Genomic DNA, 22,698 nt, shown 5'->3' on the forward strand with positions numbered 1-22,698 from the left:
ATCCTCTCACCCCGACGCCGCCCACCGACCGGGCTGGACGACACCGGCCGCCCCGCCGCCGCGCCGCACCGGTTCCGCCGACGCCAGCAGACCGTGCCGACCGGTGAACTCGATCGCGGTCGCCGCACCCAGCTCGGCGGTGGCGGCGAACGCCGGATGGCCGAGCGCACCGAGTGCGCCGCCGTACGCGCCGACGAAGGCCGGCTCCGCCTGCGGTGCGGCACTGTTGCGCTGCGAGGCCCGGGGTGCCGCCAACGCCTGTGGCAGGGACATCCCGAGGTCGATCCGGTTGACCAGGATCTGCAGCACGGTGGTGATGATGGTGGCGCCGCCGGGGGTGCCGAGGGCCAGGAACGGGCGACCGTCGTCGAGCACGATCGTCGGCGACATCGAACTGCGCGGTCGCTTGCCCGGCGCGGGCAGGTTCGGGTCCGGCGCGGCGCCCGGGGTCTGGGCGAACGTGAAGTCGGTCAGCTCGTTGTTGAGCAGGAATCCGCGTCCGGGCACCACCATCGCGTTCCCGCCGGTCTGCTCGATCGTCAGGGTGTACTCGACGAGATTGCCCCAGCGGTCGGCCACCGTCAGGTTCGTGGTGCTCTGCCCGGGGTTGGCCTCGGCACCGGCCGCCACGGTCGCGCAGTCGCCGTACCGGCCGTCGGGGTCGCCGGGCGGTACCGGCTTCGGTGCGGCCCGGGCGGGGTCGAGCCGGCAGGCGCGCTCGGCCGCGTACCGGTCGTCGAGCAGTTCACCGAGGATCCGCCGGGAGGTGCCGTCGGCGACGTACCGGTTGCGGTCGGCGAAGGCCAGGGCACTCGCCTCCAGGTAGTGGTGCAGCGCCTCGGTGACGGTCAGCTTCGACAGGTCGAACCGCTCCAGGATGTTCAGTGCCTCGCCGACCGCGACACCGCCGCTGGACGGCGTCGACATGCCGTACACCTGGTAGCCCCGGTAGTCCGACCGGGTCGGCGCGGGGAACCGCAGCTCGTAGCGGGCGAGGTCGGCCCGGGTCATCCCGCCGGCCTGGATCGGGAACTGCCACGGCACGGCCGGGTCGGTGGCGACCGGCGGGCGGCGCACCGCCGCGACGAGGTCCGCGCCGACCGGTCCGGTGTAGAAGACGTCGACACCGGACCGGGCGATCTGCCGGTAGGTGTCGGCCAGGTCCCGGTTGCGCAGGGTGGTGCCGACCGCCGGCGGCTGGCCACCGGGCAGGTAGAGCTTCCGGGTCGCGTCGAACTGGGCGAACGCCGCCGCGTTCTCCGCCACCTGCTGCTGGAACGTCGGGTCGACCACGAACCCCCGCTCGGCGACCTCGGCCGCCGGGGCGAGCGCCGCCGACAGCGGCCGGCTGCCCCACCTGCGCAGCGCCTCCTGCCAGGTCATAAGCGTTCCGGGTACGCCGACCGACAGCCCGCTGACCCGGGCCTGCGGGAACGGGTACGGAGCGCCGGTGGCCGGGTCGACGAAGGAGTCCTCCCGGATCGAGGCGGGCGCCGACTCCCGGCCGTCGACGGTGTGCACCCGTCGGGTACCCGCGTCGTAGTAGACGAGGAAGCCGCCACCGCCGATGCCGGCCGAGAACGGTTCGGTCACCCCCAGCGTGGCGGCAGCGGCCACCGCCGCGTCGACCGCGTTGCCGCCGCGACGGAGTACCTCCAGACCGACAGCGGTGGCGGTCGGGTCGACGGTGGACACGGCGCCGCCGTACCCGTGTGCGGTCGGCGTCTTCGGTGCTGCGCCGAGCTGGCCGGCGGCGCCCGGTGCGGCGCTGGCCGGTGCCGATGCGGCGACCAGGGTGACGGCCACGGCGACCGTCACCGCCGTCCGGGACGTTGCCCTCTTGGTGAGCCTCATTGCCCCTCCATGGTCAGGTTGCGTCCTTGATATGCCTCCGGCGGCGGCACGGCAAGCGGAGGCCGGCACGGATCGGCTCCGGTTGCTGCCTTCGTGGTCCTCCGGTGTGTCTGCCCGCACTACCCGTAAGGCATCCTAGGACGATAGGCTGCTCGACATGGGCTCAGGTTGGTCGACATCGACCCGCGCCCCTGCCGCTTCGACCACCTTGGACCAGGGAGGTATTGCACGGTGAGTTCTACGCCGCCTTCGCCCTGGTCGACTGAGCGGCGGCAGCAGGTGACAAAAGACGATCGCGGGGTGGGCCGGCGGCAGGGACGGCCCGCCCCGCTCCCCGGCTCCGGGTCAGGGCGTACGCGAAAGCGGGCCGGCGGCCGGTCGAGCGAGCCGCCGGGTGGCCAGCTCGGCGAGAAACGCCGCGCCGTCGGCCAGCACGCTGTCGTCGTAGACGGCACGGGGCGAGTGGTTGCCGGGCGCCGTCTCCGGGTCGTCGGTGGCGCAGGCACCGAGGAAGACGAAGGCTCCGGGCACCCGGCCGAGCACCCGGGAGAAGTCCTCCGAGCCGGTCATCGGGTGACGCATGTCGACGAACCGCTCCGCGCCGAACAGCTCCCGGACGGTCGACGCGGCGAACTCGTGCTCGTCGGGGTCGTTGGCCGTGACCGGATACTCCGGTTCGTACCGCACCTCGGCGCGCAGGCCGTGCGCCGCCGCGATCTGCTCGCAGAGCCGGACGGCGTGCCGGCCCAGCTCGGCGTGCACGGCGGGGTCGAAGGCCCGTACCGTCGCCTCGAAGCTCGCCTCGTCCGGGATGACGTTGCGCCGGGTTCCGGCGTGGAAGGTGCCGACGGTGAGCACCACCGGTTCGAACGCGTCGAACCGGCGGGTGACCATCGTCTGTAGCGCGGTGACCATCTCGCAGGCCACCGGCACCGGGTCCAGGGTCACGTGCGGCCGGGAACCGTGCCCGCCCGCCCCGACGACGGTGACGAAGAGACCTGCCGAGCCGGCCATCAGCGGGCCGGGGCGGGAGGAGAAGACTCCCCGGTCCAGGATGGACGAGAGCACGTGCAGCCCGTACGCCGCCTCGACCGGGCGGCCGGCGGCGGTCAGCACCCCCTCGTCGATCATGTGTCCGGCGCCGTTGTAGCCCTCCTCGCCGGGCTGGAACATGAACACCACGTCGCCGGCGAGGTCGTCGCGACGGGCGGCGAGCAGCCGGGCTGCCCCGACCAGGCCGGCGGTGTGCAGGTCGTGCCCGCAGGCGTGCATCACCCCGTCGTGCCGGGAGCGGTAGTCGACACCGCTGCTCTCGGTGATCGGCAGCGCGTCCATGTCGCCCCGGAGCAGCACCGCCGGTCCGGGCGCACCGCCGCGCAGCACGGCGGTGACCGAGGAGAGTCCGGTTCCGGTGCTGATCTCCAACGGCAGGGGTTCGAGCGCGGCCAGCACCCGTTGCTGGGTACGCGGCAGGTGCAGGCCCTCCTCCGGGATCTGGTGCAGCTCCCGGCGCAGCCCGGCCAGCTCGTCCTGGATCTCCGCCGCATCCTCGCGCAGGCTCATCCGTCTCTCCCCCGCCCTGGCGTACCGCCGTGGCCGCTGCCGCCGAGGTCTCGGACGCCTCCGTCGTGGCTGGTCCGCGCCCCGACCTCGGGGATATCGAGATCCTACGGAGCTGACCCGGGCGATCAAGTCTCATGATCATGCGCGGGAGCCGGACGTGACGAACGGCACGCTTCCTGGTGGCCTGGCCTTACCCGGCGGCGGCCTCGTCGCGGTAGCGGTCCATCGCTCGGCTGGCGTGACCCGCGACCGGTCGTTATGGTGCCGTCGGCGCGCCCACCCGGCGCTCCCCAAGTCTAGGAAAGGCGCGGCATGACCCCTCTTCCCGGCCCTTCGCGACGCCAGGTGCTCGCCGTCGCCGCGGCGGCCGCGACGGCACCGCTCGTCGGGGCCGCACCGGCGCAGGCGCATCGGCAGACCAGGCCGAAGACCTACGACCTGACCGTACTCGGCACGTCGGACACCCACGGCAACGTCTACAACTGGGACTACTACCGGGACGCCGAATACGACGACAGCGCGCACAACGACGTCGGCGTGGCGAAGCTGGCGAGCCTGGTCAAGCAGATCCGGGCCGAGCGGCGTGGCAGGGCGACGCTGGTGCTCGACGCCGGTGACACCATCCAGGGCACGTCGCTGGCGACCTACTACGCCAAGCAGGAGCCGATCACCGAAACCGGCGAGACGCATCCGATGGCCCGGGCGATGAACATCCTCGACTACGACGCGGTGACGCTCGGCAACCACGAGTTCAACTACGGGCTGCCGCTGCTGGACAAGTGGATCAAGCAGCTCGGCTTCCCGGCCCTGGCCGCCAACGCGGTCAACGAACGCACCGGCAAGCCGGCATTCACCCCGTACCTCATCAAGAAGGTGTCGCTCGGGTTCGGGGCGCCAACGCTGCGGGTCGGCATCCTCGGCCTGACCAACCCGGGCAGCGCGATCTGGGACCGGGGGCACGTCGAGGGCAGGCTCCGCTTCGAGGACATGGTCGCGACCGCCGCGAAGTGGGTACCGGTGATGCGCCAGCGCGGCGCCGACATCGTGCTGGTCTCCGCGCACGGCGGCGACAGCGGTACCTCGAGCTACGGGCCCGAACTGCCGAACGAGAACCCGTGCGCGATGATCGCCGAGCAGGTGCCCGGGATCGACGCCATCCTGTTCGGGCACGCCCACGCCGAGGTGGTCGAGCGGTTCGTCACCAACACCCGGACCGGCGAACGGGTGCTGATGTCGGAGCCGTCGAAGTGGGGCCAACGGCTGACCCGGATGGACTTCACCCTGGAGCGGGAGCGCAACCGCTGGCGGATCACCGGCAAGCGGGCCACGATGCTGAACAGCAACACCGTGCCGGAGGACCCGAAGGTGCTCGCGGCGGTACGGCGGCAGCACGGCAAGACGGTCGCGTACGTCAACCAGGTGGTCGCCACCTCGGCGGTCGAACTGTCGGCGGCGGGGTCCCGTTACCAGGACACCCCGATCCTCGACTACATCAACAAGGTGCAGACCGACACCGTCACCGCCGCACTGTCCGGCGGCGAGTACGCCGACCTGCCGGTGCTGTCGATCGCCGCGCCGTTCAGCCGGACAGCGGTCTTCCCGGCCGGGGACGTACGCATCAAGGACGTGGCCGGGCTCTACATCTACGACAACACTCTGGAGGCCGTACTGGTCAGCGGCGCCGAGCTGCGCGCCTACCTGGAGTACTCGGCGAAGTACTTCCGCACCCTCTCCCCGGGCGCGCCGGTCGACCCGGCGCAGCTCAACGACCCGAGCGTGCCGGACTACAACTACGACACCATCTCCGGAGTCGACTACGACATCGACATCAGCAGGCCGGTGGGCCAGCGGATCACCAGGCTGACCCATCCGGGCGGGGCGGTGGTCGCCGACACCGACCAGTTCGTGATCGCGGTGAACAACTACCGGCGCAGCGGGGGCGGCAACTTCCCCGGCATCGTAAAGCCGCAGATCTACAACGAGCAGCAGGAGATCCGCCAACTGCTGATCGACTGGGCGCAGGCCAAGGGCAGCATCGACCCGGCCGACTTCTTCCAGCCGAACTGGCGGCTGGTCCGCGAGGGCGTACCGGTCTTCTGAGCCGGGCCGTCCGGTGATCCGGTGCGGCTCGCCGGCCCTGTCCGGGCATGGCGGGTCGGCCGGTGACGGCGGCGGGTGTTTCGGGCAGGCGCCCGGCTGGGACATCCTGGCCGGGCGCCTCGCTCTCCGGCCTCGACCGACCGCCGGGCCCGGCCGGGCGGGCCGGGTGCGGACCGGAGCGTGTTTAGCGGCTCGCGCGGAGGGGAGACAGCGTCTCCGGACAGGGACCCGCCCGCCGGACGATCCGCCGTTGCGGCGGTACCGGTCCGCCGGGGTCGTACCGGACGAGGAGGAGCCGAGGTGGCCGACGCACGACGAGCAGGCCCGATCCGATCCACCGCCACCCAGGGGAGACGGCCGGCGGACGGTCGAGGCGGCAGCAAGCGCACCCCCACCAGGCCCGCCGCGGCCCGCAAGGCCACCGGCGCGAAGAAGGCCCCGGCGAAGAGCAGCGCGAGGGCGAAGAAGGTCGCCACCGCCACCCGTCGGGCCACCGGGGCGACCGCCGCGAAGACCCCGGAGCAGCGGGCGGTCTCTGCGGCGAAGGCGGCGAAGAAGGCCGCCCCGGCCACGCGGACCGCACCATCGAAGCGGGTACCGGCGAAGAAGGCCACCGCGGAGAAGGCGACCGCGAAGCCGGCGAAGAAAGCCACCGCGAAGAGGGGGACCGCGAAGAAGGCCACGGCCGGGAAAGCCACCCCGGGGAAAGCCACCGCGAAGAAGGCCACCGCGAAGCCGGCGAAGAAGGCCACCGCGAAGAAGGCCACCGCGAAGAGGGCCACGGCGGCGGGCGCCCGCAGGAGTACGGCGAAGACGACGACGGTCCGGAGGGCGACCCGGTCGCGGTAGCTGTGCACCGGGGCGCCCGGTAGCCCGGTCGGCCACCCGGGGACCCGGGCCATCTATGTAGGTTCTTGTCGCGCGACGTTGTCGTGGTGGAAGATATCGCCGTGACACGACTGCCGCGCCGCACCCTCCTGGCCACCCCGCTGGTCCTCGGCTCGCTGCTCACGACGACACCGGTCGCCCGCGCCGCCGGCCCGGCAGACCTCGCCGAGCCGTACACCGGCTATGTCGACGTCTCGGTGGCCACCCTGTGGGTGGAGCCCGGTCGACAGCGTCCCGTCGACCTGCCCTCCATCACGAACCCGGTGGACCTGCGGGCCTGGACGGCGGGGATGACCCTCGCCGAGCGGCGCTGGCTCATCGGCGACCTGGAGACCCAGGCGACCTACGGTCAGCGGGTACTGGTCCTGGAGGAATCCGGCGACTGGGTGAAGGTGGTCGTACCCGGTCAGCCCACCCCCCGGCACGCGCTCGGCTACCCCGGCTGGCTGCCGAAGGCGCAGTTGACCGACCCGACGGTCTTCCCGCGCCTCGCCGGTCGTCCGTTCGCACTGGTGGAGACCCCCACGACCTGGCTCTACGACGACCCGCGCCGGACCCGCCGGGCGATGGAGTTGAGTTACAACACCCGACTACCGGTGCTGGCCCGGCTCGACCGGGCGGTGCTGGTGGCCACCCCGAGCGACGGCACGAAGTGGCTGGCCGCCTCGGACGTCTCGGTGTACGCCTCGTCCGCCGACATCCCCCGGCCGACCGGCCCGGACCTGGTGGCGGCCAGCCGGATGTTCCTCGGCCTGCCCTACCTGTGGGCCGGTACCGCCGGATTCGCCTTCGACTGTTCCGGGCTCACCCACTCCGTGTACGCCGCACACGGCATCACCATCCCCCGGGACGCCCAGGACCAGGCCAACGCCGGCACTCCGGTCGCCAGGGAACAGCTCGCCCCCGGCGACCTCGTCTTCTTCGCCCGCAACAACGGCACCGGACGGGTGCACCACGTCGGCATGTACGCGGGTGACGGTTACCTGGTCGACGCGCCGACGAACACCGACACCGAGGAGAGCGGCGTCGAGTACGTCAAGCTCGACGAGCACCGGTACGCCCACGAGTACGCCGGAGCGCGCAGGTATCTGTAGCCAGGTCCGGCCGCGCCCCTCGGCAACGCGGGTGGCCTGCGCCGCCAACGCCCCAACTCCGCCCGCCTCAGTACCGGGTGCTGTCCTGGAGCAGCGGCGGATAGCCGGCCGAGGAGACGCCGTCGACGGTGGCACCGCCGAACTGCAGCATCGCGCCGGTCTGCCGGTTGAGGTCGTACGGGTAGTTCAGCTTCGGCGCCGACGCCTCGTCGAGTACGGCGATCTGCTGCTCGCTGAGCCGGACGTCCAGTGCGGCCAGGTTGGCCTCGAGGTGCGCCACGCGGCGTGGCCCGAGGATCGGTGCGGTGACCGTGGGGCGGGCGCGCAGCCAGGCGAGGGCCACCGCGGCCTCGCTCGCCTCGACCTCGGCGGCGACGGCGGTCAGCGCGTCGATGACGGCGTACTGGGCCTCGGTGGGGCCGCCGGTGATCTGGCCACGCCGGGTGTCGGCCACCTCGGCGACGCCGCGACGGTACTTGCCGGAGAGGAATCCGCCGGCCAGCGGGCTCCACGGGGTCACTCCCATCCCGGCGTCCCGGGCCAGCGGGACCAGTTCCCCCTCGACGGTACGGGCCAGCAGCGAGTACTCGACCTGGAGGGCGATGACCGGCGTCCAGGAGCGCAGCAGTGCCATGGTGTGCGCCTGCGCCGTGTACCAGCCGGGAGTGTTGGAGAAGCCGACATAGCGGATCTTGCCGGCGGTGACCAGCGTGTCGAGGGTCCGCATGGTCTCCTCGACCGGGGTGTGCGCGTCCCAGTTGTGCAGCCAGTACAGGTCGAGGTAGTCGGTCTTCATCCGCCGCAGCGTCTGCTCGAGCTGGGCGACGATCGCCTTGCGGCCGGCGCCGCCGCCGTTCGGGTCACCCGGGTACATGTTGCCGAAGAACTTGCTGGCCAGTACGACCCGGTCGCGCAGGCCCGGGCGGGCCGCGAAGAAGTCGCCGAGGATCGCCTCGGAGTGGCCGTTGGTGTAGAAGTTGGCGGTGTCGACGAAGTTGCCACCGCGGTCGAGGTACGCCTGCAGGATCCTCTCGGACTCCTCGACCGAGCTGCCCCAGCCGCCCTCCTCGCCGAAGTTCATCGCGCCGAGGGCGAAGGGGCTGACCCGCAGCCCGGAGCGGCCGAGGGTGAGGTAGGAATCGAGCGACATGTCTGGGCTCCCAAGCGTCCTGTCGGAGATGTGGACCATTCCACTACAGCAGCCCGACCTGCCCGGCAGATAGAACTATCCTCCCTACCTCTTGCCTGATCCTGCCTGCGACCGCCGGATCGGGCAGGGCGGGTTCGACCGGCGCGGGGTGGGCGCCGGCGGGCCGCGCTAGCCGGACAGGTCCTGGGCGGCGGTACGGCCGAGGGCGGCGCCGAGCCGGTCGAGGTGCTCGGCGACCGGGCCGGCGGTGAGCATGCCGCTGCCGGCCCCGGCCAGCTCGTGCACCGCCGGTGCGAGTGCGGCGTGGGCACGCTCCAGCATCGCCCGGTCGTCCAGCATGATCGCCGCCTGGCCGGTGAGGCACCAGAGCGCCTCGACGAGCAGGTCGTGCGGCGGATCCGGGGTCCGGCGCAGCGCCACGGCGGCATCGTTCGGACGGTCCCGAGCCAACAGGACGAGTGGTCGGGCCCAGGGCGCGTACGGGCCCCAGTCGGTGTGCTCGGCGGCGGACGCCGGTCGGCCGTGCCAGACCCGCAGGCAGAGCAGGGCCAGCGGCAGCAGTCCCCGCTCGACCCCGGGCATGCCGGCGCCGGCGAGCTGTGCCGCCGCGGCCCGGTACCCGGCCTCGGCCTCCGGCGCCGACGCCCCGGTCGCGGCCAGCCGCATCGCCCGGTACCACCGGGTGAAGACGGCCGCCAGCGGCCGTTCGTGCCGCTCGGCGACCCGGTCCACCTCGGCCGCGTGCGCGTCCGCCGCCGCGAAGTCCCCGAGCGCACTGCGGGCCTGGAGCCGGATCAGGTGGCCGAGCACCTCGAAGGTCGGCAGGTCGTGCCGGGTGGCGAGCGCGACCAGTTCCGCGCCGACCTCGTCGCGCTGCGGGGCGAGCCCCGCGCGCCGGAAGCTCTGCATGAACACCCCGTTGAGCGCGAAGGCCAGCAGAGCCGGGTCGGCCAACCGCCGGGCTATCCGCTCCGCCTCCCGGGCCGCCTCGGGGCCGCGTGCCGCCCGGGTGCCGCGGGACTCCACGGCGATCGTGGCGAGCAGGCGGGCCCGGGTGGCGGCGGACGCGTCCGGGTGCAGGGCGGCCAGAGCCCGTTCGGCCGCCGCCACGATCCGGGCCGCCTGCGCCGGGTCGTCGGACCGGGTCCAGATCGCCGGTACGTCGTAGCCGCCGATCACCCGCGCGGTGAGTTCCGGGTCACCGAGCTGCTCGGCGGCGGCGATGGCCGCGAACCGCTGTTCCCTGGCGGCTTCGAGTCCGCCTCCGCCGGCCACCGCGAGACTTCGCAGCAGGCCGACCGTGGACTCCAGCCGGGCCCGGGCGCCGGATGCGACCGTCCGGTCGTAGGCCGCGGTGGCCTCCGCCCAGACCCGGTCGGCCGGACCCGGTGCGGGGCCGGCTTCCGGGTCGGTCTGCCGGAGGATGTCGGTCTCCAGCCGGCGCAGTCGGGGACCCGGGTCGACGCCGAGCTGGTCGAGGAGGAGACGGCGGGCCCGGCGCAGCACGGCCAGCGCGTCCCCCTGCCGGTCCGTGCGGTAGAGGGCCAGGGCCAGCAGCCGCCACGTCTCCTCCCGCCATGGATGCTCGGCCACGTGGGCGTCGAGATCCGCCACCACCTCGGCGGCCCGGCCGAGCGCCAGCAGCGCCTCGGCCCGCGACTCGACCGCGTGCAGCCGTAGCTCTTCGAGCCGGCCGCGCTCCGGGCGGGCCCACGACTCGTCGTCGAAGCCGGCGTACGCGGGTCCTCGCCACCAGCCGAGCGCCCGGTCGAGGCGGTCGAGGGCCGGTTGAGGTGGTCCGGCGGAGCCGGCGCCGACGGCCTCCTCGAACCGCCAGGCGTCGACGGTCTCCGGCCCGGTCCGGAGGGCGTACCCCGGTCCCTCGGTGACCAGCAGCCGGGCCGGCTCACGCGGTGGCCGGTGCGGCTCCAGCGCGCGCCGCAGCGCCGCCACGAACGTCCGGACCGCGCTCACCGCACCCGGCGGAGGCTCCGGCCACAGGTCGTCGACGAGCCGGCCGACCGGGACGACCCGACCGCGCGCGACGACGAGCCGGGCCAGCACGGCGCGGTGTTTCGGCCCTTTCACGTCGATCGGCGCTCCGGAGGCGTCCCAGACGACGACCGGCCCGAGCACCCCGAAGCTGACCTGCACCGATTCACCCTTCCGCACCGAGGCGACCAACGTATCGCGCTCATCGGTTGCTCATCGGCGATCGGCACGCTGGACGGGCCCAGCCGGGCAGGACCGACCAGGAGAGGACAACACCATGGCTGCTGCCATTTCCGGCTTCGACTACCGTCGGGTCGCGGTCGACGACGACGTGACGCTGTCGGTGGCGGTGGGCGGTGCGGGCAGCCCGATCGTGCTGCTGCACGGCTTTCCGCAGACCCACCTGATGTGGCGGCACGTCGCCGCCGACCTGGCCGCCGAGCACACCGTGATCTGCCCCGACCTGCGCGGCTACGGGGCGAGCGACAAGCCCGCCGTCCGCGACGACGGGACGTACGCCAAGCGGACCATGGCCGCCGACGTCGTCACCCTGGCCCGGGAACTCGGCCACCCGCGCTTCGCGCTCGCCGGCCACGACCGGGGCGCCCTGGTCGCCGTCCGCGCCGGCCTCGACCACCCGGACGCGATCTCGCACCTCGCCGCGCTCGACGTGCTGCCGACCCTCGACATGTGGGACGTCCTGCACGGCGCCCGCGCCGCGGTCGCCTTCCATCTGTACCTGATGGCCCAGCCGCCGGGCCTGCCGGAGCAGATGATCTCGGCCAGTCCGGACGCCTTCTTCGGCTACTTCCTGGACGGTTGGGCCCGGGACCCGCGGGCGATCCCGCCGGAGGTGCGGGCGGAGTATCTCCGGGCGTCCCGCGAGGCGGTGCCGTCCATCGTCGCCGACTACCGCGCCTCGGCCGGGATCGACGTCACGCACGACGAGGCGGACCGGGCCGCCGGCCGCCGGCTGGCCATGCCGGTCACGGTCGTCCAGCAGGACTGGGGGGCGGCGCTCGGCTACGACGCCGCTGCGCTGTGGCGGGCCTGGGCCCCGGACCTGGTACACCAGACCACCTCGGCCGGGCACTTCATGGCCGAGGAGGCGCCGGAGGAGATCGGCAGGGTACTCCGCGCGCTCGTCGCCCGCTGACGCACCGACCGGCGGTGCGGGGGCCCGGTCGGGTACTCGGCCCCGGCCGCAGATGCGCGATCGGGATGGCGATGGTGGTGCTGCCGGGCGTGACGGTCAGTGCGCTGGTCGTGGCGAGCCCGGTCAGCGGAGTCCACCACGAAGACGCGTACCTGGCCGTTGCCGCTGCCGGGGACCTGGGCCGGCACCTGGTAGGTAACCGTCCCGGGGGTTGCCCTCCTGGACCGTCCGCTCACCCAGGTCGACCCGGGGCAGCGACACCGGCTGCGGCCGGCGGCGCGACCGGCCCGGCCGACTGGGCAAAGGGAGATCAGCCCGGCTGGCGGACGGCGGTGGCGAGAAACCGGTGCGCCGCGTCGTCGTAGCTGCTGAGCTGCCATCCGGCGCGGCGGGCCGACCGGCGGAGCGGGTCTTCGGCGAGCGGTTCGTCGGGGCGCAGGGTCCGGCCGTGCCGCGCGGCCAGCGCGGCGCGACCGGACGGATGGAAGAGCACCAGGCGACCGCCGGGGCGGGTGACCCGGGCCAGCTCGCCGAGCCCGGCCACCGGATCGGGCAGATGGGTGAGCAGCCCGGCGGCGAAGATCACGTCGGCGGTCGCGTCCCCGAGCGGAAGGTGCCGGGCGTCGCCGATCAGCAGGGCGGCGGCCGCGTCCCGGCCACGCGTCGCGGCGGCGGTCACCATCTGCGGGGTGAGGTCGAGTCCGATCACGGTCCCGGCGGGCCCGACCGCGCGCCGGAGCGCGGACAGCGCGCGACCGGTGCCGCAGCCCACATCCACCGCCACTCCCCCGGCCGGCAGTCGCGCCTCCGCGACGGCGGCGGCGTAGGCGGGCAGATCGTCGCCGAACTTGGCGTCCCAGGTGGCGGCGCGGACCCCGAAGAAGGCACGGGCCTCGCCGACGTACCAGCGCTGCACCGGAGCGAGCCGGTCGGCGAGTTGCCGGATCACCGGCCAGGTCGGATCGCGCAGGTCGACGACGATGTCGCCGCTCTCCCCGTCGGCGGCGGGCCCGCCCGGCTGGGCGGATCGGGTGCGCAGCCTGACGACCACGTCCCAGCGCCCGGTGGGTGGACGGGCCCGCCAGCGAGACCCGTCGGCCAGCGCGACGGTCTCCGGGCTCCGGCCGGCCCACCAGGTGTCCTCGTCGGCCAGCGGCGTCGTGTCGGTGAGCCGGGCGCAGGGGCGGCCGGCGGCGGACAGCGTGTCCGCGAGGCGGTCGGCGACGACGCCCGCGAGCGGACCGCCGTCGACCAGCACGGTGGCCGCACCACTCGGAAGGGCGGCGGCAAGGTGGTCGAGGACCTCGGCCCACCGGCGGGCCTGCTCGCCGGTCAGGGTGGGCCGTGCCGGTACGGGACGCACGTCGCCAGCCATCGCTCCATCATGCAGGTGCTGGGAGCATCCCGCTACCCACTGCGGCAGATGCAAACCGCTCCGCCACTTTCACATTGCAGATGCGGATCGGTAACCTGGCCGTGTGACGATGTTCCGGATCGGTGAGGCCGCAGAACTGCTCGGCGTCAGCGTCGACACGGTACGCCGCTGGATCGACGCCGGACGCCTACCCGCCCTGCGCGACGACTACGGGCACCGGCTGATCGACGGGGCGACGCTCGCCGGATTCGTCCAGGCGCAGGGAGGCGGGCCGGAGGAGCGCACCGAGGAGTCGTCGGCGCGCAACCGGCTGCGGGGCATCGTCACCGCCGTGGTCAAGGACACGGTGATGGCCCAGGTGGACATCCAGGCGGGGCCGTTCCGGCTGGTGTCGCTGATGAGCCGGGAAGCCGTCGAGGACCTCGGACTGGAGGTCGGCTCGGTGGCGGTCGCGGTGATCAAGTCGACCACGGTCGTGGTGGAGAAGCCCGCGACGACCGCCGGCAGCCGAGGGAGGACCAGTCCGTGAGAGCAGCACCATCCCGTACCGCCCTGGCCGCGTTCACCACGCTGGCGGTGCTGGGGCTCTCCGGCTGCGGGAACGGCGACGACACCGCAAGCCCGGCACCGGACGGCGGCGGCACCCGGGCCACCGGAAACGTCACCGTCTTCGCGGCGGCGTCGCTGACCGAGTCGTTCACCCGGCTCGGCCGGGACTTCGAGGCCGCCAACCCGGGCGTGCGGGTCACCTTCAGCTTCGCCGGCAGCTCCGCGCTGGCCAACCAGATCAACCAGGGCGCCCCGGCGGACGTGTTCGCCGCCGCCGCGCCGGCCAACATGAAGACCGTCACCGACGCCGGTAACGGCGACGGCACCCCGAGCACCTTCGCGCGGAATCAACTCGTGATCGCCGTGCCGAAGGGCAACCCCGGTGCGGTGGCCAGGCTGGCCGACCTGGCCAGGCCCGACGCCAAGGTGGCGCTCTGCGCCGAGCAGGTGCCGTGCGGAGCGGCGGCCAGGAAGGCTCTGACCGCCGCCGGGGTGACGCTCACGCCGGTCACCCTGGAGCAGGACGTTAAGGCGGCGCTGTCGAAGGTGCGGCTCGGCGAGGTCGACGCGGCGCTGGTCTACCGGACCGACGCCAGGGCCGCCGCGGGCGAGGTCGACGGAATCGAGTTCCCCGAGTCGGCCGGGGCGGTCAACGACTATCCGATCGTGGTGCTGAGGGACGCGCCCAACAAGGCGGCCGGGCGGGCGTTCGTCGGCTATGTGCTCTCCGACGCCGGCCGGGGCGTACTCACCGCCGCCGGATTCCAGGCGCCGTAGCCGGTGTCCCTCCTCGACGACGTACCCGCGGCGACCCCGTCCGGGAGGGGCCGATCGCTCCGGCGGCGACGACGTACCGGCCGGGTGCCGGCCGCGCTGCTCATCCCGGCCGCGCTCGGCCTGCTCTTCCTGGTGCTGCCCCTGATCGGCCTGCTGGTACGCACACCATGGAGCACGCTTCCGCACCGGCTCACCGAGCCGGGAGTACTCGCCGCGCTCCGGCTGTCCCTACAGACCGCCACCCTCGCCACCCTGCTCTGCCTGCTGTTCGGCGTACCACTGGCCTGGCTGCTCGCCCGGGTCGAGTTCCCCGGCCGCCGGGTCGTACGCGCGCTGGTCACCGTCCCGCTGGTGCTGCCGCCGGTGGTCGGCGGCGTCGCCCTGCTGCTCGTCTTCGGTCGCCGGGGGCTGCTCGGCGGCTGGCTCGACAGCACCTTCGGGATCACCCTGCCGTTCAGCACCGCCGGAGTGGTCCTGGCCGAGGCGTTCGTCGCGATGCCGTTCCTGATCATCGCCGTCGAGGGGGCGCTGCGTGGCGCCGACACCCGCTACGAGGAGGCCGCGGCCACCCTCGGCGCCGGCCGGTGGACCACCTTCACCCACGTCACGCTGCCGCTCGTGGCCCCGGGGATCGCGGCCGGGGCGGTGTTGTGCTGGGCGCGGGCGCTCGGCGAGTTCGGCGCCACCATCACCTTCGCCGGCAACTTCCCCGGTCGGACCCAGACCATGCCGCTCGCCGTCTACCTGGCGCTGGAGACCGACCTGGAGGCGGCGATCGTGCTGAGTCTGCTGCTGCTCGCCGTCTCGGTGGCCATCCTGGCCAGCCTGCGGGACCGCTGGATCACCAGCCCGTGACCGCCGTCTCCGTGACCCGGGCCGGTGCCGAGGCCGGCACGCCGCTGCTCGACGCGCATCTGGTCGCCGACCGGGGCGCCTTCCGGCTCGACCTTCCGCTGCGGATCGGCGCCGGCGAGGTCGTCGCGCTGCTCGGCCCGAACGGTGCCGGCAAGACCACCGCGCTCCGGACGCTCGCCGGCCTGCTGCCGCTCACCGACGGGCACATCATCCTCGCCGGCCGGGACCTCGACCGGCCCGACCGGGACCGCTGGACCCCGCCCGAACGGCGGCCGATCGGCGTGGTCTTCCAGGACTACCTGCTCTTTCCGCACCTCACCGCGCTCGACAACGTCGCCTTCGGGCCTCGCCGGCACGGCGCCGACCGCCGGCAGGCGCGGCTGCGCGCCGCCGAGTGGCTCGACCGGATGGGTCTGGCCGGACAGGCCCGGCGGAAACCACGGCAGCTCTCCGGTGGGCAGGCCCAGCGGGTCGCCCTGGCCCGCGCCCTCGCCGTCGACCCCGCACTCCTGCTCCTGGACGAGCCACTCGCCGCACTCGACGCCCGGACCCGGCTCGACACCCGTACCGAACTGCAACGCCACCTCGCCGAGCATCCCGGCGCCACCCTGCTGGTCACGCACGACCCGCTCGACGCCCTCGTCCTGGCCGACCGCTTGGTGATCGTCGAGAACGGCCGGGTCGTCCAGGAGGGTGACGCCGCCACCATCACCGCGCAACCCCGCACCGACTACGTCGCCCGACTCGTCGGGCTCAACCTCTATCGCGGCCGGGCCGACGGGGACGCGGTACGGATCAGCGACGACTTCTCCCTCACCACCACCGACCACCCGCACGGAGAGGTCTTCGTCGCGTTCCCGCCCTCCGCCGTCGCCCTCTACCCCGGCCGCCCCGACGGCAGCCCCCGCAACATCTGGCCGGCCACCATCTCGGCGATCCAACGCCACGGTGACAACCTGCGGATCCAGCTCACCGGCCCGATCCAGGTCGCCGCCGACATCACCCCGGCGGCCGCCACCCAGCTCCGGCTGACCCCGGGGCAGCCGCTCTGGGCCGCGGTCAAGGCGACCGAGACCCGGGTCTACCCGGCGGTGACCGGCGGGCGACAGCAGCCGGACCGGTAATCGCCGGCAGCGGACCGGCAGTCGCTGGCAGCGGGTCCGCTCCGGCCGGCGGCGTAGGTACGGGTGGCTCGGCGGCGCGCCCGGGCCCGGCGGCGGTCGGCACGGTCCCGCGGCGTCACCGGCTTCGCCGGTCGGAGCGGCAAGGGCGGTACGGCCGGGCCGGGTCGCCCCGACCCGGGCCGTACCGCCCTTGGGCTCAGCTCGCGGTGCAGGACAGCGTCGGCGCGCTGTTGGTGCCGGTCCACGACCCGAGGAAGCCGAAGGTCGTGCTCGCCCCGGCGGCGAGGCTGCCGTTGTAGCTCACGTTGCGGGCGGTCACGTCCGACCCGCTGCTGGTCACGGTCGCGTTCCAGGCCTGCGAGACGCGCTGGCCGCTGGCGAAGGTCCAGGTCACCGTCCAACCGCTGACGGCCGAGCTACCGGCGGTCACCCGTACGTCGCCCTGGAAGCCACCGGCCCACTGGCCGGCCACGGCGTACGTGGCGGTGCAGCCACCGCTCCCGCCCGGCGGGGTGCCGGTGGGGGTCACCGGCGGCCCGGTCGTGGGGGTGACCGGCGGAGTGGTCGGGCCCGGTGTCACGCTGTTGTAGATGGTGGCCTGCCGGGCGGTCGCCCTGATGCCGTCGGCGCCGTTGAAGATCCGCTCGCCCCAGGTGGTGAGCTGGTTCGGGTCGAAGTTGGTGGCCATGTCGAGGATCGGGTCGGTGTTGCCGCTCCACGACCAGCCGAGATAGCCCAGGCCACGGGCGTTCGCCTCGGACAGGATCGTCTCGTGGTCCACCTCGCCGGAGTTGAACCGCCAGCCGAACTCGCCGATGACCAGCGGCCAGCCGTTGGACTGGAAGCGGTTGAGGTAGTCGGTGATGCTGGCGGCGGTGTTGAAGACGGCGTACATGTGGATCGACAGCACGGTGTTGCGCTGGCTGTCGGCGTCCAGGATCGTCTGGGCGTTGTCCCGCATGACGTACTGCCAGTCCTGGCCCCAGTTGGGTCCGTCGACCATCAGCAGGTGCTGGAAGCCGTTGGTGCGCATCTTGGCGATGGCCGCGGTGGTGGCGGCGGTCCACTGCCCGGCGTTGGTGTTGCCGATCGGTTCGTTGCCGATGTTGATGACGACGTAGTTCTCCTGACCGACCAGTGCGCTCTTCTGGCTGATCCAGTAGTCGACCGCCTCGTCGAGCGAGGCGGCCGCCGCCTCCTCGCCGTAGCCGGTGGTGTCGTGCACCTCCAGGACGCAGATCAGCCGGTTCTGCTTGCACAGCGAGATCACGGCGCCGACGTCGGTGGACGGGCCCCACCGCTTGCCACTGCCGAGTACGACGCGCACGGTGTTGGCACCGAGCGCCTTGATGTTGGCGAACGAGCTGGTCTGGTTGGTGTACCAGACGTGCGGATGGTTGACGCCGCGCATGACGAACGTCTGGCCGTTCGCCTCGACGATGTTCCGGCCGCTGACGTGCAGACCGACGGCGGCGTCCGCCGGTCCCACGGAGATCAGGACGGAACTGGCGACCGCGAGCAGCACGGCGCCGAAGGCAGCGAGTCGTCTCTTCATGACCTACCTCGAGCTGAGGGCCCCGGTACCGGGGCAGGACGGGCTGGCCACCGGCGTGGGCCCCCGACGATCGCTGCCCTGCTCTCGGGGGTGGGACGGGCACAGTCCGTTGGCTCGTTACTGGATGATCCGGCTCGTGGATGCACGGTACGCTTCGCCGCATCCCGATGCAATCCATGACCTTCGATGCCCAGGTTGCCGCGACCGGTGCGTCGGCGCCGCGTCGTCCGGGTGGCGACCTGATCGACGCATATAGTGTGCTCTATGCGCAGCCAAGCGGTGATGCCGCTCGACAAGGCGCGGGCCTGGCTCGCCGACGTCATCTCCGGCACCGACCGGCTGCGAATCGAGACCGTCGACGGTCCCCGGGTGGTCTGCGCCGCCGGCCCGGACGGGCTCGAACGCCGGCTGGACGGCGCCATCTCCGGGCCGGCGATGTTCTGGGCGATCGACCTGACCGGGTTCGTCGCGGTCAACGTCCTGGTCGGCCCGACACCCGCGATGGCGCTCGCGCACAGCAGCGTCAGCTTCCTCGAACCGGCCGAGCCCGGCATCCTGCTGGTGGCGGCCGAGGTGGTCAAGCTGGCCAGCCGCTCGGCGGTGGTGGACGTCCGGGTCAGCGACGGTCGCGGGCACCTGGTCGCGATCTCGACGCTGCACTTCGCGCTCCCCTCCCGGGCCACCCGGGTGGCGCTGGCCGACGGTCACGCCGAGACGGTGGCCAGATAGCTGCCGCGCTGCCACGGATAGCCCGGTAGGGAGACGACCGCGCGGCCCGGCGGGATCGGCACCGGCTCGTCGGGGCCGACCGGGCGGACGGCCGGGTGCGCCGAGCCGGCGGCGAGCGCGGTCAGCGCCGGCACCGCGTCGCGCGGCTCGGCGGCGCGTACCCAGACCGCGTGCTTCAGCCGGGTACGTCCGGCGGTGGCGGTGCCGGCGAAGGCGGGATAGTCGCGGTCGGGCAGCGTGCCCAGGTGCGCGGCGTAACGGCGGGCCAGCTCGGCCAGCGCGGCCGGGGTGGCGGCCGAGACCAGGAAGCCGGGTGCCGCCGGCAGCTCCACCGCCGGGTCGACCGGCGGGGCCGGGGAGAGCACCGCGTACGCGTTGGTGCCGCTCATCCCGTACGAGCTGGTCGAGGCGCAGTCGCCGAGCCGGCCGTCCCAGGGCAGCGGTTCGACCGGGATGTCGATGCCGGTCCCGGAGAGGTCGATCCGGGGGTTCAGCGTCCGGTAGTTCGCCTGTGGCGCGATGGTGCGCCGGACCAGGCAGAGGATCGCCTTCACCAGCCCGAGCACCCCGGCCGCCGCCTCGGTGTGCCCGACGTTGCCCTTCACCGAGGCCACGTAGAGCGGCCGGTCGCGGCGGCCCAGCGCGGCGACGATCGCGGCCATCTCGACCGGGTCGCCGAGCGGGGTCCCGGTGCCGTGCGCCTCGTGGAAGCCGATCTCCTGCCCGGAGATCCCGGCGGCGGCCAGCACCGAGTCGATGAGTTTCGCCTGCGCCGACATGTTCGGCGCGGTGAAGGCCGGCGTCCGACCGTCGTGGTTGATCCCGGTGCCGCGCAGCACCGCGAGGATCCGGTCCCGGTCCCGGCGGGCGTCGGCCAGCCGCTTCAGCACCAGCATGCCGCACCCCTCGCCCCGGACGAACCCGTTGGCGGCGGCGTCGAACGGGCGCGAGCGGCCGTCCGGCGACAGCGCGCCGGTCTGGTTCACCCAACGGGTGGTACTCGGCGCCAGGATCAGGTTGACCCCGCCCGCGACCGCGGTGTCGCAGTCGCCCGCCGCCAGCGCCCGGCAGGCCTGGTGCACCGACACCAGAGACGACGAGCAGGCGGTGTCCAGCGCGAACACCGGCCCCTGCAACCCGAGGGTGTACGCGATCCGGCCGGCGGCGAAGCTGTGCCCGTTGCCGATCGTCGAGTACGGGTTCGGCTCCCCGGAAAGCCACTGCCGGTAGTCCCGGCCGGTGATCCCGACGAAGACGCCGGTGCCCGCCGCCACCTCGGCGACCGGGATCGCGGCATCTTCGAACGCCTCCCACACCACCTCCAGCAGGAGCCGGTGCTGCGGGTCGAGCACCCGGGCCTCCTTCGGCGAAATGCCGAAGAACTTCGGGTCGAAGTCGAACGGGGCGTCCAGGTAGCCGCCTCGGGTCACCATGCCGTCCCACTGCGCGCCGAACGCACCGCGCCGGTCGGCGGGTAGCTCGCCGGTGAGGTCACGGGCGTGCACGACGGCCGACCAGTACGCGTCGAGGCTGCTCACCCCGGCCGGCGCGCGGACGGCCATCCCGACGACGGCGATGGATGCGCTCACTAGTTCACCCGGTACATCCAGCCGGCGGTGTCGACGGTCCGGCCGTACTGGATGTCCAGCAGGTGCTCGCGGAACTGCTGGGTGTACGTGCCCGGCTTGCCGTCGCCGACCGTGCTGGAGAACTCCTCGCTCTTGAGCCCGACGATCGGGGTGATCACCGCGGCGGTACCGGCGGCGAACGCCTCGGTGATCGATCCGCTGGCCAGCCCGTCGTGCAGTTCGTCCATGTCGATGGAGCGCTCGACCGGCGTGAGCCCGTGCTCGGCGGCCAGCCTGAGCACGCTGTCCCGGGTCACGCCGTCCAGGATGGTGCCGAGGGTCGGGGTGACGAGTTGCTGGTCCCGGGTCACGAAGAAGACGTTCATGGTGCCCGACTCGTCGATGTTGCGCCGGTTCTCCCCGCCCAGGTAGAGCACCTGGTCGCAGCCGTGCTCCAGCGCCTCGAACTGGGGGGCCAGGCTGGCACCGTAGTTGCCGCCGCACTTCGCCGCGCCGGTGCCGCCGATCGACGCCCGGCTGTACCGGGTGCTGATCCACAGCGTCACCCCGGTGACGCCGTTCGGGAAGTACGGCCCGGCCGGGCAGGCCAGCACGCAGTAGCTGACGTGCTTCGCCGGGCGTACCCCGAGGAACGCCTCCGAGGCGAACATGAACGGCCGGAGGTAGAGGCACTGCTCGCCGCCGTACACCGGCACCCAGGCGTCGTCGGCGCGGACCAGCGCGGCGACGCTCTCGACGAAGGTCTCCTCGTCCATCTCGGGCAGCATCATCCGGCGGGCCGACGCGGCGAACCGGCGGGCGTTGAGCGCCGGCCGGAACAGCCACACGCTGCCGTCAGCGTGCCGGAACGCCTTGAGTCCTTCGAGGATCTCCTGCGCGTAGTGCAGTACCGCCGAGCCGGGGTGCAGGGTGAACGGCGCCAGCGCCCTCACCCGGTGGTCGTGCCATCCGGCGTCCGGGGTCCAGACGGCCGTCGCCATGTGGTCGGTGAAGTGCCGGCCGAACCCGGGATCGGCGAGGATCTCCTCCCGGGTCTGCTTCGGAGTCGGGTGGTCGGTGCGGGTCAACGGAAACTGAACGGTCATTCGCAATCTCCCGGCGAGGGTCCATCGGTGAACACGGCGACGCAATTCTGCCCGCCGAAGCCGAACGCGTTGGTCAGTGCGGTCCGCACCGGCACCTCCCTGGCCTGGTGCGGCACGTAGTCCAGATCGCACTCCGGATCCGGCTGGTAGAGGTTGATGGTCGGCGGCACGACCCGCTCCCGGATCGCCATGGCGCAGACCATCGCGCCGAGCGCACCGGCGGCCCCGATCAGGTGGCCGAGCATCGACTTCGGAGCGCTGACCGCGACCCGGTCGGCGGCCTCGCCCAGCGCCGAACGGATCGCGACGGTCTCGGTCAGGTCGTTGGCCTTCGTGGAGGTGCCGTGTGCGCAGACGTAGTCCACGGCCTCGGGGCGTACCCCGGAGCGCCGGAGGGCCTGCCGGATCGCCGCGGCGGCGTGCACCCCGCCCGGCCGGGGCGCGCTGACGTGGAAGGCGTCGGAGGTCAGTGCCCCGCCCGCGACGGCGGCGTACCAGGTCGCGCCGCGCCGCCGGGCGTGTGCGGCGGACTCCAGGACCATCACGACCGCGCCCTCGCCGAAGACGAACCCGTCCCGGTCGGCGGCGAACGGCCGGCTGGCGCCGGTCGGGTCGTCGTTGCGCTCCGACATCGCCCCCATGCTGACCAGGCCGGCGAACATCACCGGCGTGATCGCCGCGTCGGTGCCACCGCAGACGACCACGTCGGCCTCGCCGGCCCGGATCAGCCGGGCGGCGTCGAGCAGCGCGTAGGTGCCGCTGGCGCAGGCCAGCGCGCTGGCGTTGACCGGACCGTGCGCGCCGAGGTCGATGGCGACCTCGCAGGCCGGCATGTTGGTCAGCGAGGCCGGCACGAAGTGGGCGCCGGGCGCGGCCGGGTCGGGCCCGGTCAGCCTGCGGGTGGCCGCCTCGACCGTGTCGAAGCCGGCGACCGCGGCGTTGACCACCACGCCGACCCGTTCGGCCAGATCCGGGTCGATGGTGAGCGCGGCGTCGGCGACCGCCTCCCGGGCGGCGACCACCGCGAACTGGCTGAACCGCGCCATCCGGCGCATCCGCTTGGCGGTGAAGTGCTCCTCCGGCACGAAGCCGCGCACCTCGGCGGCGATCCGGGTGGCCAGGTCGCCCGCGTCGAACGCGGTGATCGGGCCGACGCCCGACTTGCCGGCGAGCAGGCCCTGCCAGGTGCTGTCCCGGTCGAGGCCGAGCGGCGTCACCGCGCCGATGCCGGTGATGACGACGCCGTCCCCGATCATCCCGCGA

Annotated in this window: 17 protein-coding genes; 8 read left to right on the forward strand and 9 right to left on the reverse strand. The window is 73.3% G+C overall.

What is annotated here, in order from left to right:
• Positions 1–6: 6 nt before the first annotated feature.
• Entirely contained in the window at positions 7–1,854 is a 1,848-nt protein-coding gene (gene ggt, locus ACQEVC_RS31570) for a gamma-glutamyltransferase (RefSeq protein WP_432884841.1), read from the reverse strand.
• 345 nt (positions 1,855–2,199) lie between these two features.
• A complete protein-coding gene (locus ACQEVC_RS31575) occupies positions 2,200–3,417 on the reverse strand; it encodes a M20 metallopeptidase family protein (protein WP_432884843.1) in 1,218 nt (405 codons plus the stop codon).
• Between the two features lie 312 nt (positions 3,418–3,729).
• Here ACQEVC_RS31575 and ACQEVC_RS31580 point away from each other — a divergent pair, with 312 nt between their 5' ends.
• Both ACQEVC_RS31580 and ACQEVC_RS31585 read left to right on the forward strand, forming a co-directional pair.
• A complete protein-coding gene (locus ACQEVC_RS31580) occupies positions 3,730–5,517 on the forward strand; it encodes a bifunctional metallophosphatase/5'-nucleotidase (protein WP_432884846.1) in 1,788 nt (595 codons plus the stop codon).
• A gap of 950 nt (positions 5,518–6,467) precedes the next feature.
• Complete coding sequence (locus ACQEVC_RS31585) at positions 6,468–7,499, forward strand: NlpC/P60 family protein (protein WP_432884848.1); 1,032 nt, start codon at positions 6,468–6,470, stop codon at positions 7,497–7,499.
• 67 nt (positions 7,500–7,566) lie between these two features.
• Here ACQEVC_RS31585 and ACQEVC_RS31590 read toward each other — a convergent pair whose 3' ends face one another.
• Positions 7,567–8,649 (reverse strand): aldo/keto reductase, encoded by a 1,083-nt coding sequence (locus ACQEVC_RS31590; RefSeq protein WP_432884851.1) that lies wholly within the window; start codon positions 8,647–8,649, stop codon positions 7,567–7,569.
• Between the two features lie 168 nt (positions 8,650–8,817).
• On the reverse strand, positions 8,818–10,821 hold the full coding sequence (locus ACQEVC_RS31595) for a BTAD domain-containing putative transcriptional regulator (RefSeq protein WP_432884854.1): 2,004 nt from the start codon (positions 10,819–10,821) through the stop codon (positions 8,818–8,820).
• Positions 10,822–10,918: 97 nt separating this feature from the next.
• Here ACQEVC_RS31595 and ACQEVC_RS31600 point away from each other — a divergent pair, with 97 nt between their 5' ends.
• Positions 10,919–11,797, forward strand: coding sequence for an alpha/beta fold hydrolase (locus ACQEVC_RS31600; protein ID WP_432884857.1), 879 nt, complete (start codon positions 10,919–10,921; stop codon positions 11,795–11,797).
• Between the two features lie 310 nt (positions 11,798–12,107).
• Here the strand turns inward: ACQEVC_RS31600 and ACQEVC_RS31605 are convergent, their stop codons facing one another.
• Positions 12,108–13,172 carry a class I SAM-dependent methyltransferase gene (locus tag ACQEVC_RS31605; RefSeq protein WP_432884859.1) on the reverse strand — a complete coding sequence of 355 codons (1,065 nt, stop codon included), beginning with the start codon at positions 13,170–13,172 and terminating at the stop codon, positions 12,108–12,110.
• A 103-nt stretch (positions 13,173–13,275) separates the two neighbouring features.
• Here ACQEVC_RS31605 and ACQEVC_RS31610 point away from each other — a divergent pair, with 103 nt between their 5' ends.
• Genes ACQEVC_RS31610 through ACQEVC_RS31625 form a run of 4 tightly spaced genes read left to right on the forward strand, consistent with a single transcriptional unit; the run spans position 13,276 to position 16,477 of the window.
• On the forward strand, positions 13,276–13,701 hold the full coding sequence (locus ACQEVC_RS31610; protein ID WP_432884861.1) for a TOBE domain-containing protein: 426 nt from the start codon (positions 13,276–13,278) through the stop codon (positions 13,699–13,701).
• A complete protein-coding gene (gene modA, locus ACQEVC_RS31615) occupies positions 13,698–14,498 on the forward strand; it encodes a molybdate ABC transporter substrate-binding protein (protein ID WP_432884863.1) in 801 nt (266 codons plus the stop codon). The genes ACQEVC_RS31610 and modA overlap by 4 nt, the downstream gene beginning before the upstream one ends.
• A gap of 3 nt (positions 14,499–14,501) precedes the next feature.
• Entirely contained in the window at positions 14,502–15,353 is an 852-nt protein-coding gene (locus ACQEVC_RS31620) for an ABC transporter permease (RefSeq protein ID WP_432884866.1), read from the forward strand.
• Entirely contained in the window at positions 15,350–16,477 is a 1,128-nt protein-coding gene (locus ACQEVC_RS31625) for an ABC transporter ATP-binding protein (protein ID WP_432884868.1), read from the forward strand. The genes ACQEVC_RS31620 and ACQEVC_RS31625 overlap by 4 nt, the downstream gene beginning before the upstream one ends.
• A 196-nt stretch (positions 16,478–16,673) precedes the next feature.
• On the opposite strand, the gene ACQEVC_RS31630 is transcribed toward ACQEVC_RS31625, so the two are convergent.
• Positions 16,674–18,032 (reverse strand): cellulase family glycosylhydrolase, encoded by a 1,359-nt coding sequence (locus tag ACQEVC_RS31630; RefSeq protein ID WP_432884870.1) that lies wholly within the window; start codon positions 18,030–18,032, stop codon positions 16,674–16,676.
• 264 nt (positions 18,033–18,296) lie between these two features.
• On the opposite strand from ACQEVC_RS31630, the gene ACQEVC_RS31635 reads away from it, so the two are divergent.
• Positions 18,297–18,761, forward strand: a complete 465-nt coding sequence (locus ACQEVC_RS31635; RefSeq protein WP_432884873.1) for a PaaI family thioesterase — start codon at positions 18,297–18,299, stop codon at positions 18,759–18,761.
• Here ACQEVC_RS31635 and ACQEVC_RS31640 read toward each other — a convergent pair.
• The 3 genes from ACQEVC_RS31640 to fabF are packed head-to-tail and all read right to left on the reverse strand — an operon-like array spanning position 18,737 to position 22,691.
• Positions 18,737–20,350 (reverse strand): beta-ketoacyl synthase N-terminal-like domain-containing protein, encoded by a 1,614-nt coding sequence (locus tag ACQEVC_RS31640; RefSeq protein WP_432884876.1) that lies wholly within the window; start codon positions 20,348–20,350, stop codon positions 18,737–18,739. The genes ACQEVC_RS31635 and ACQEVC_RS31640 overlap by 25 nt on opposite strands.
• Positions 20,350–21,435, reverse strand: coding sequence for a branched-chain amino acid aminotransferase (locus tag ACQEVC_RS31645; RefSeq protein ID WP_432884878.1), 1,086 nt, complete (start codon positions 21,433–21,435; stop codon positions 20,350–20,352). Before ACQEVC_RS31645 ends, ACQEVC_RS31640 begins: the two co-directional genes overlap by 1 nt.
• Positions 21,432–22,691, reverse strand: a complete 1,260-nt coding sequence (gene fabF, locus ACQEVC_RS31650) for a beta-ketoacyl-ACP synthase II (RefSeq protein ID WP_432884881.1) — start codon at positions 22,689–22,691, stop codon at positions 21,432–21,434. Before fabF ends, ACQEVC_RS31645 begins: the two co-directional genes overlap by 4 nt.
• Positions 22,692–22,698: the final 7 nt, after the last annotated feature.

This window comes from Plantactinospora sp. CA-294935, from assembly GCF_050936445.1.
In the GTDB taxonomy this organism is placed as follows: Bacteria; Actinomycetota; Actinomycetes; order Mycobacteriales; family Micromonosporaceae; genus Plantactinospora.

Excerpts from the sequence above, each read along its gene's own strand:
- ggt (WP_432884841.1), bottom strand. The coding sequence starts at position 1,854 with ATGAGGCTCACCAAGAGGGCAACGTCCCGGACGGCGGTGACGGTCGCC.
- ACQEVC_RS31575 (WP_432884843.1), bottom strand. The coding sequence starts at position 3,417 with ATGAGCCTGCGCGAGGATGCGGCGGAGATCCAGGACGAGCTGGCCGGG.
- ACQEVC_RS31580 (WP_432884846.1), top strand. The coding sequence starts at position 3,730 with ATGACCCCTCTTCCCGGCCCTTCGCGACGCCAGGTGCTCGCCGTCGCC.
- ACQEVC_RS31590 (WP_432884851.1), bottom strand. The coding sequence starts at position 8,649 with ATGTCGCTCGATTCCTACCTCACCCTCGGCCGCTCCGGGCTGCGGGTC.
- ACQEVC_RS31600 (WP_432884857.1), top strand. The coding sequence starts at position 10,919 with ATGGCTGCTGCCATTTCCGGCTTCGACTACCGTCGGGTCGCGGTCGAC.
- ACQEVC_RS31605 (WP_432884859.1), bottom strand. The coding sequence starts at position 13,172 with ATGGCTGGCGACGTGCGTCCCGTACCGGCACGGCCCACCCTGACCGGC.
- ACQEVC_RS31630 (WP_432884870.1), bottom strand. The coding sequence starts at position 18,032 with ATGAAGAGACGACTCGCTGCCTTCGGCGCCGTGCTGCTCGCGGTCGCC.
- ACQEVC_RS31635 (WP_432884873.1), top strand. The coding sequence starts at position 18,297 with ATGCGCAGCCAAGCGGTGATGCCGCTCGACAAGGCGCGGGCCTGGCTC.
- ACQEVC_RS31645 (WP_432884878.1), bottom strand. The coding sequence starts at position 21,435 with ATGACCGTTCAGTTTCCGTTGACCCGCACCGACCACCCGACTCCGAAG.
- fabF (WP_432884881.1), bottom strand. The coding sequence starts at position 22,691 with ATGATCGGGGACGGCGTCGTCATCACCGGCATCGGCGCGGTGACGCCG.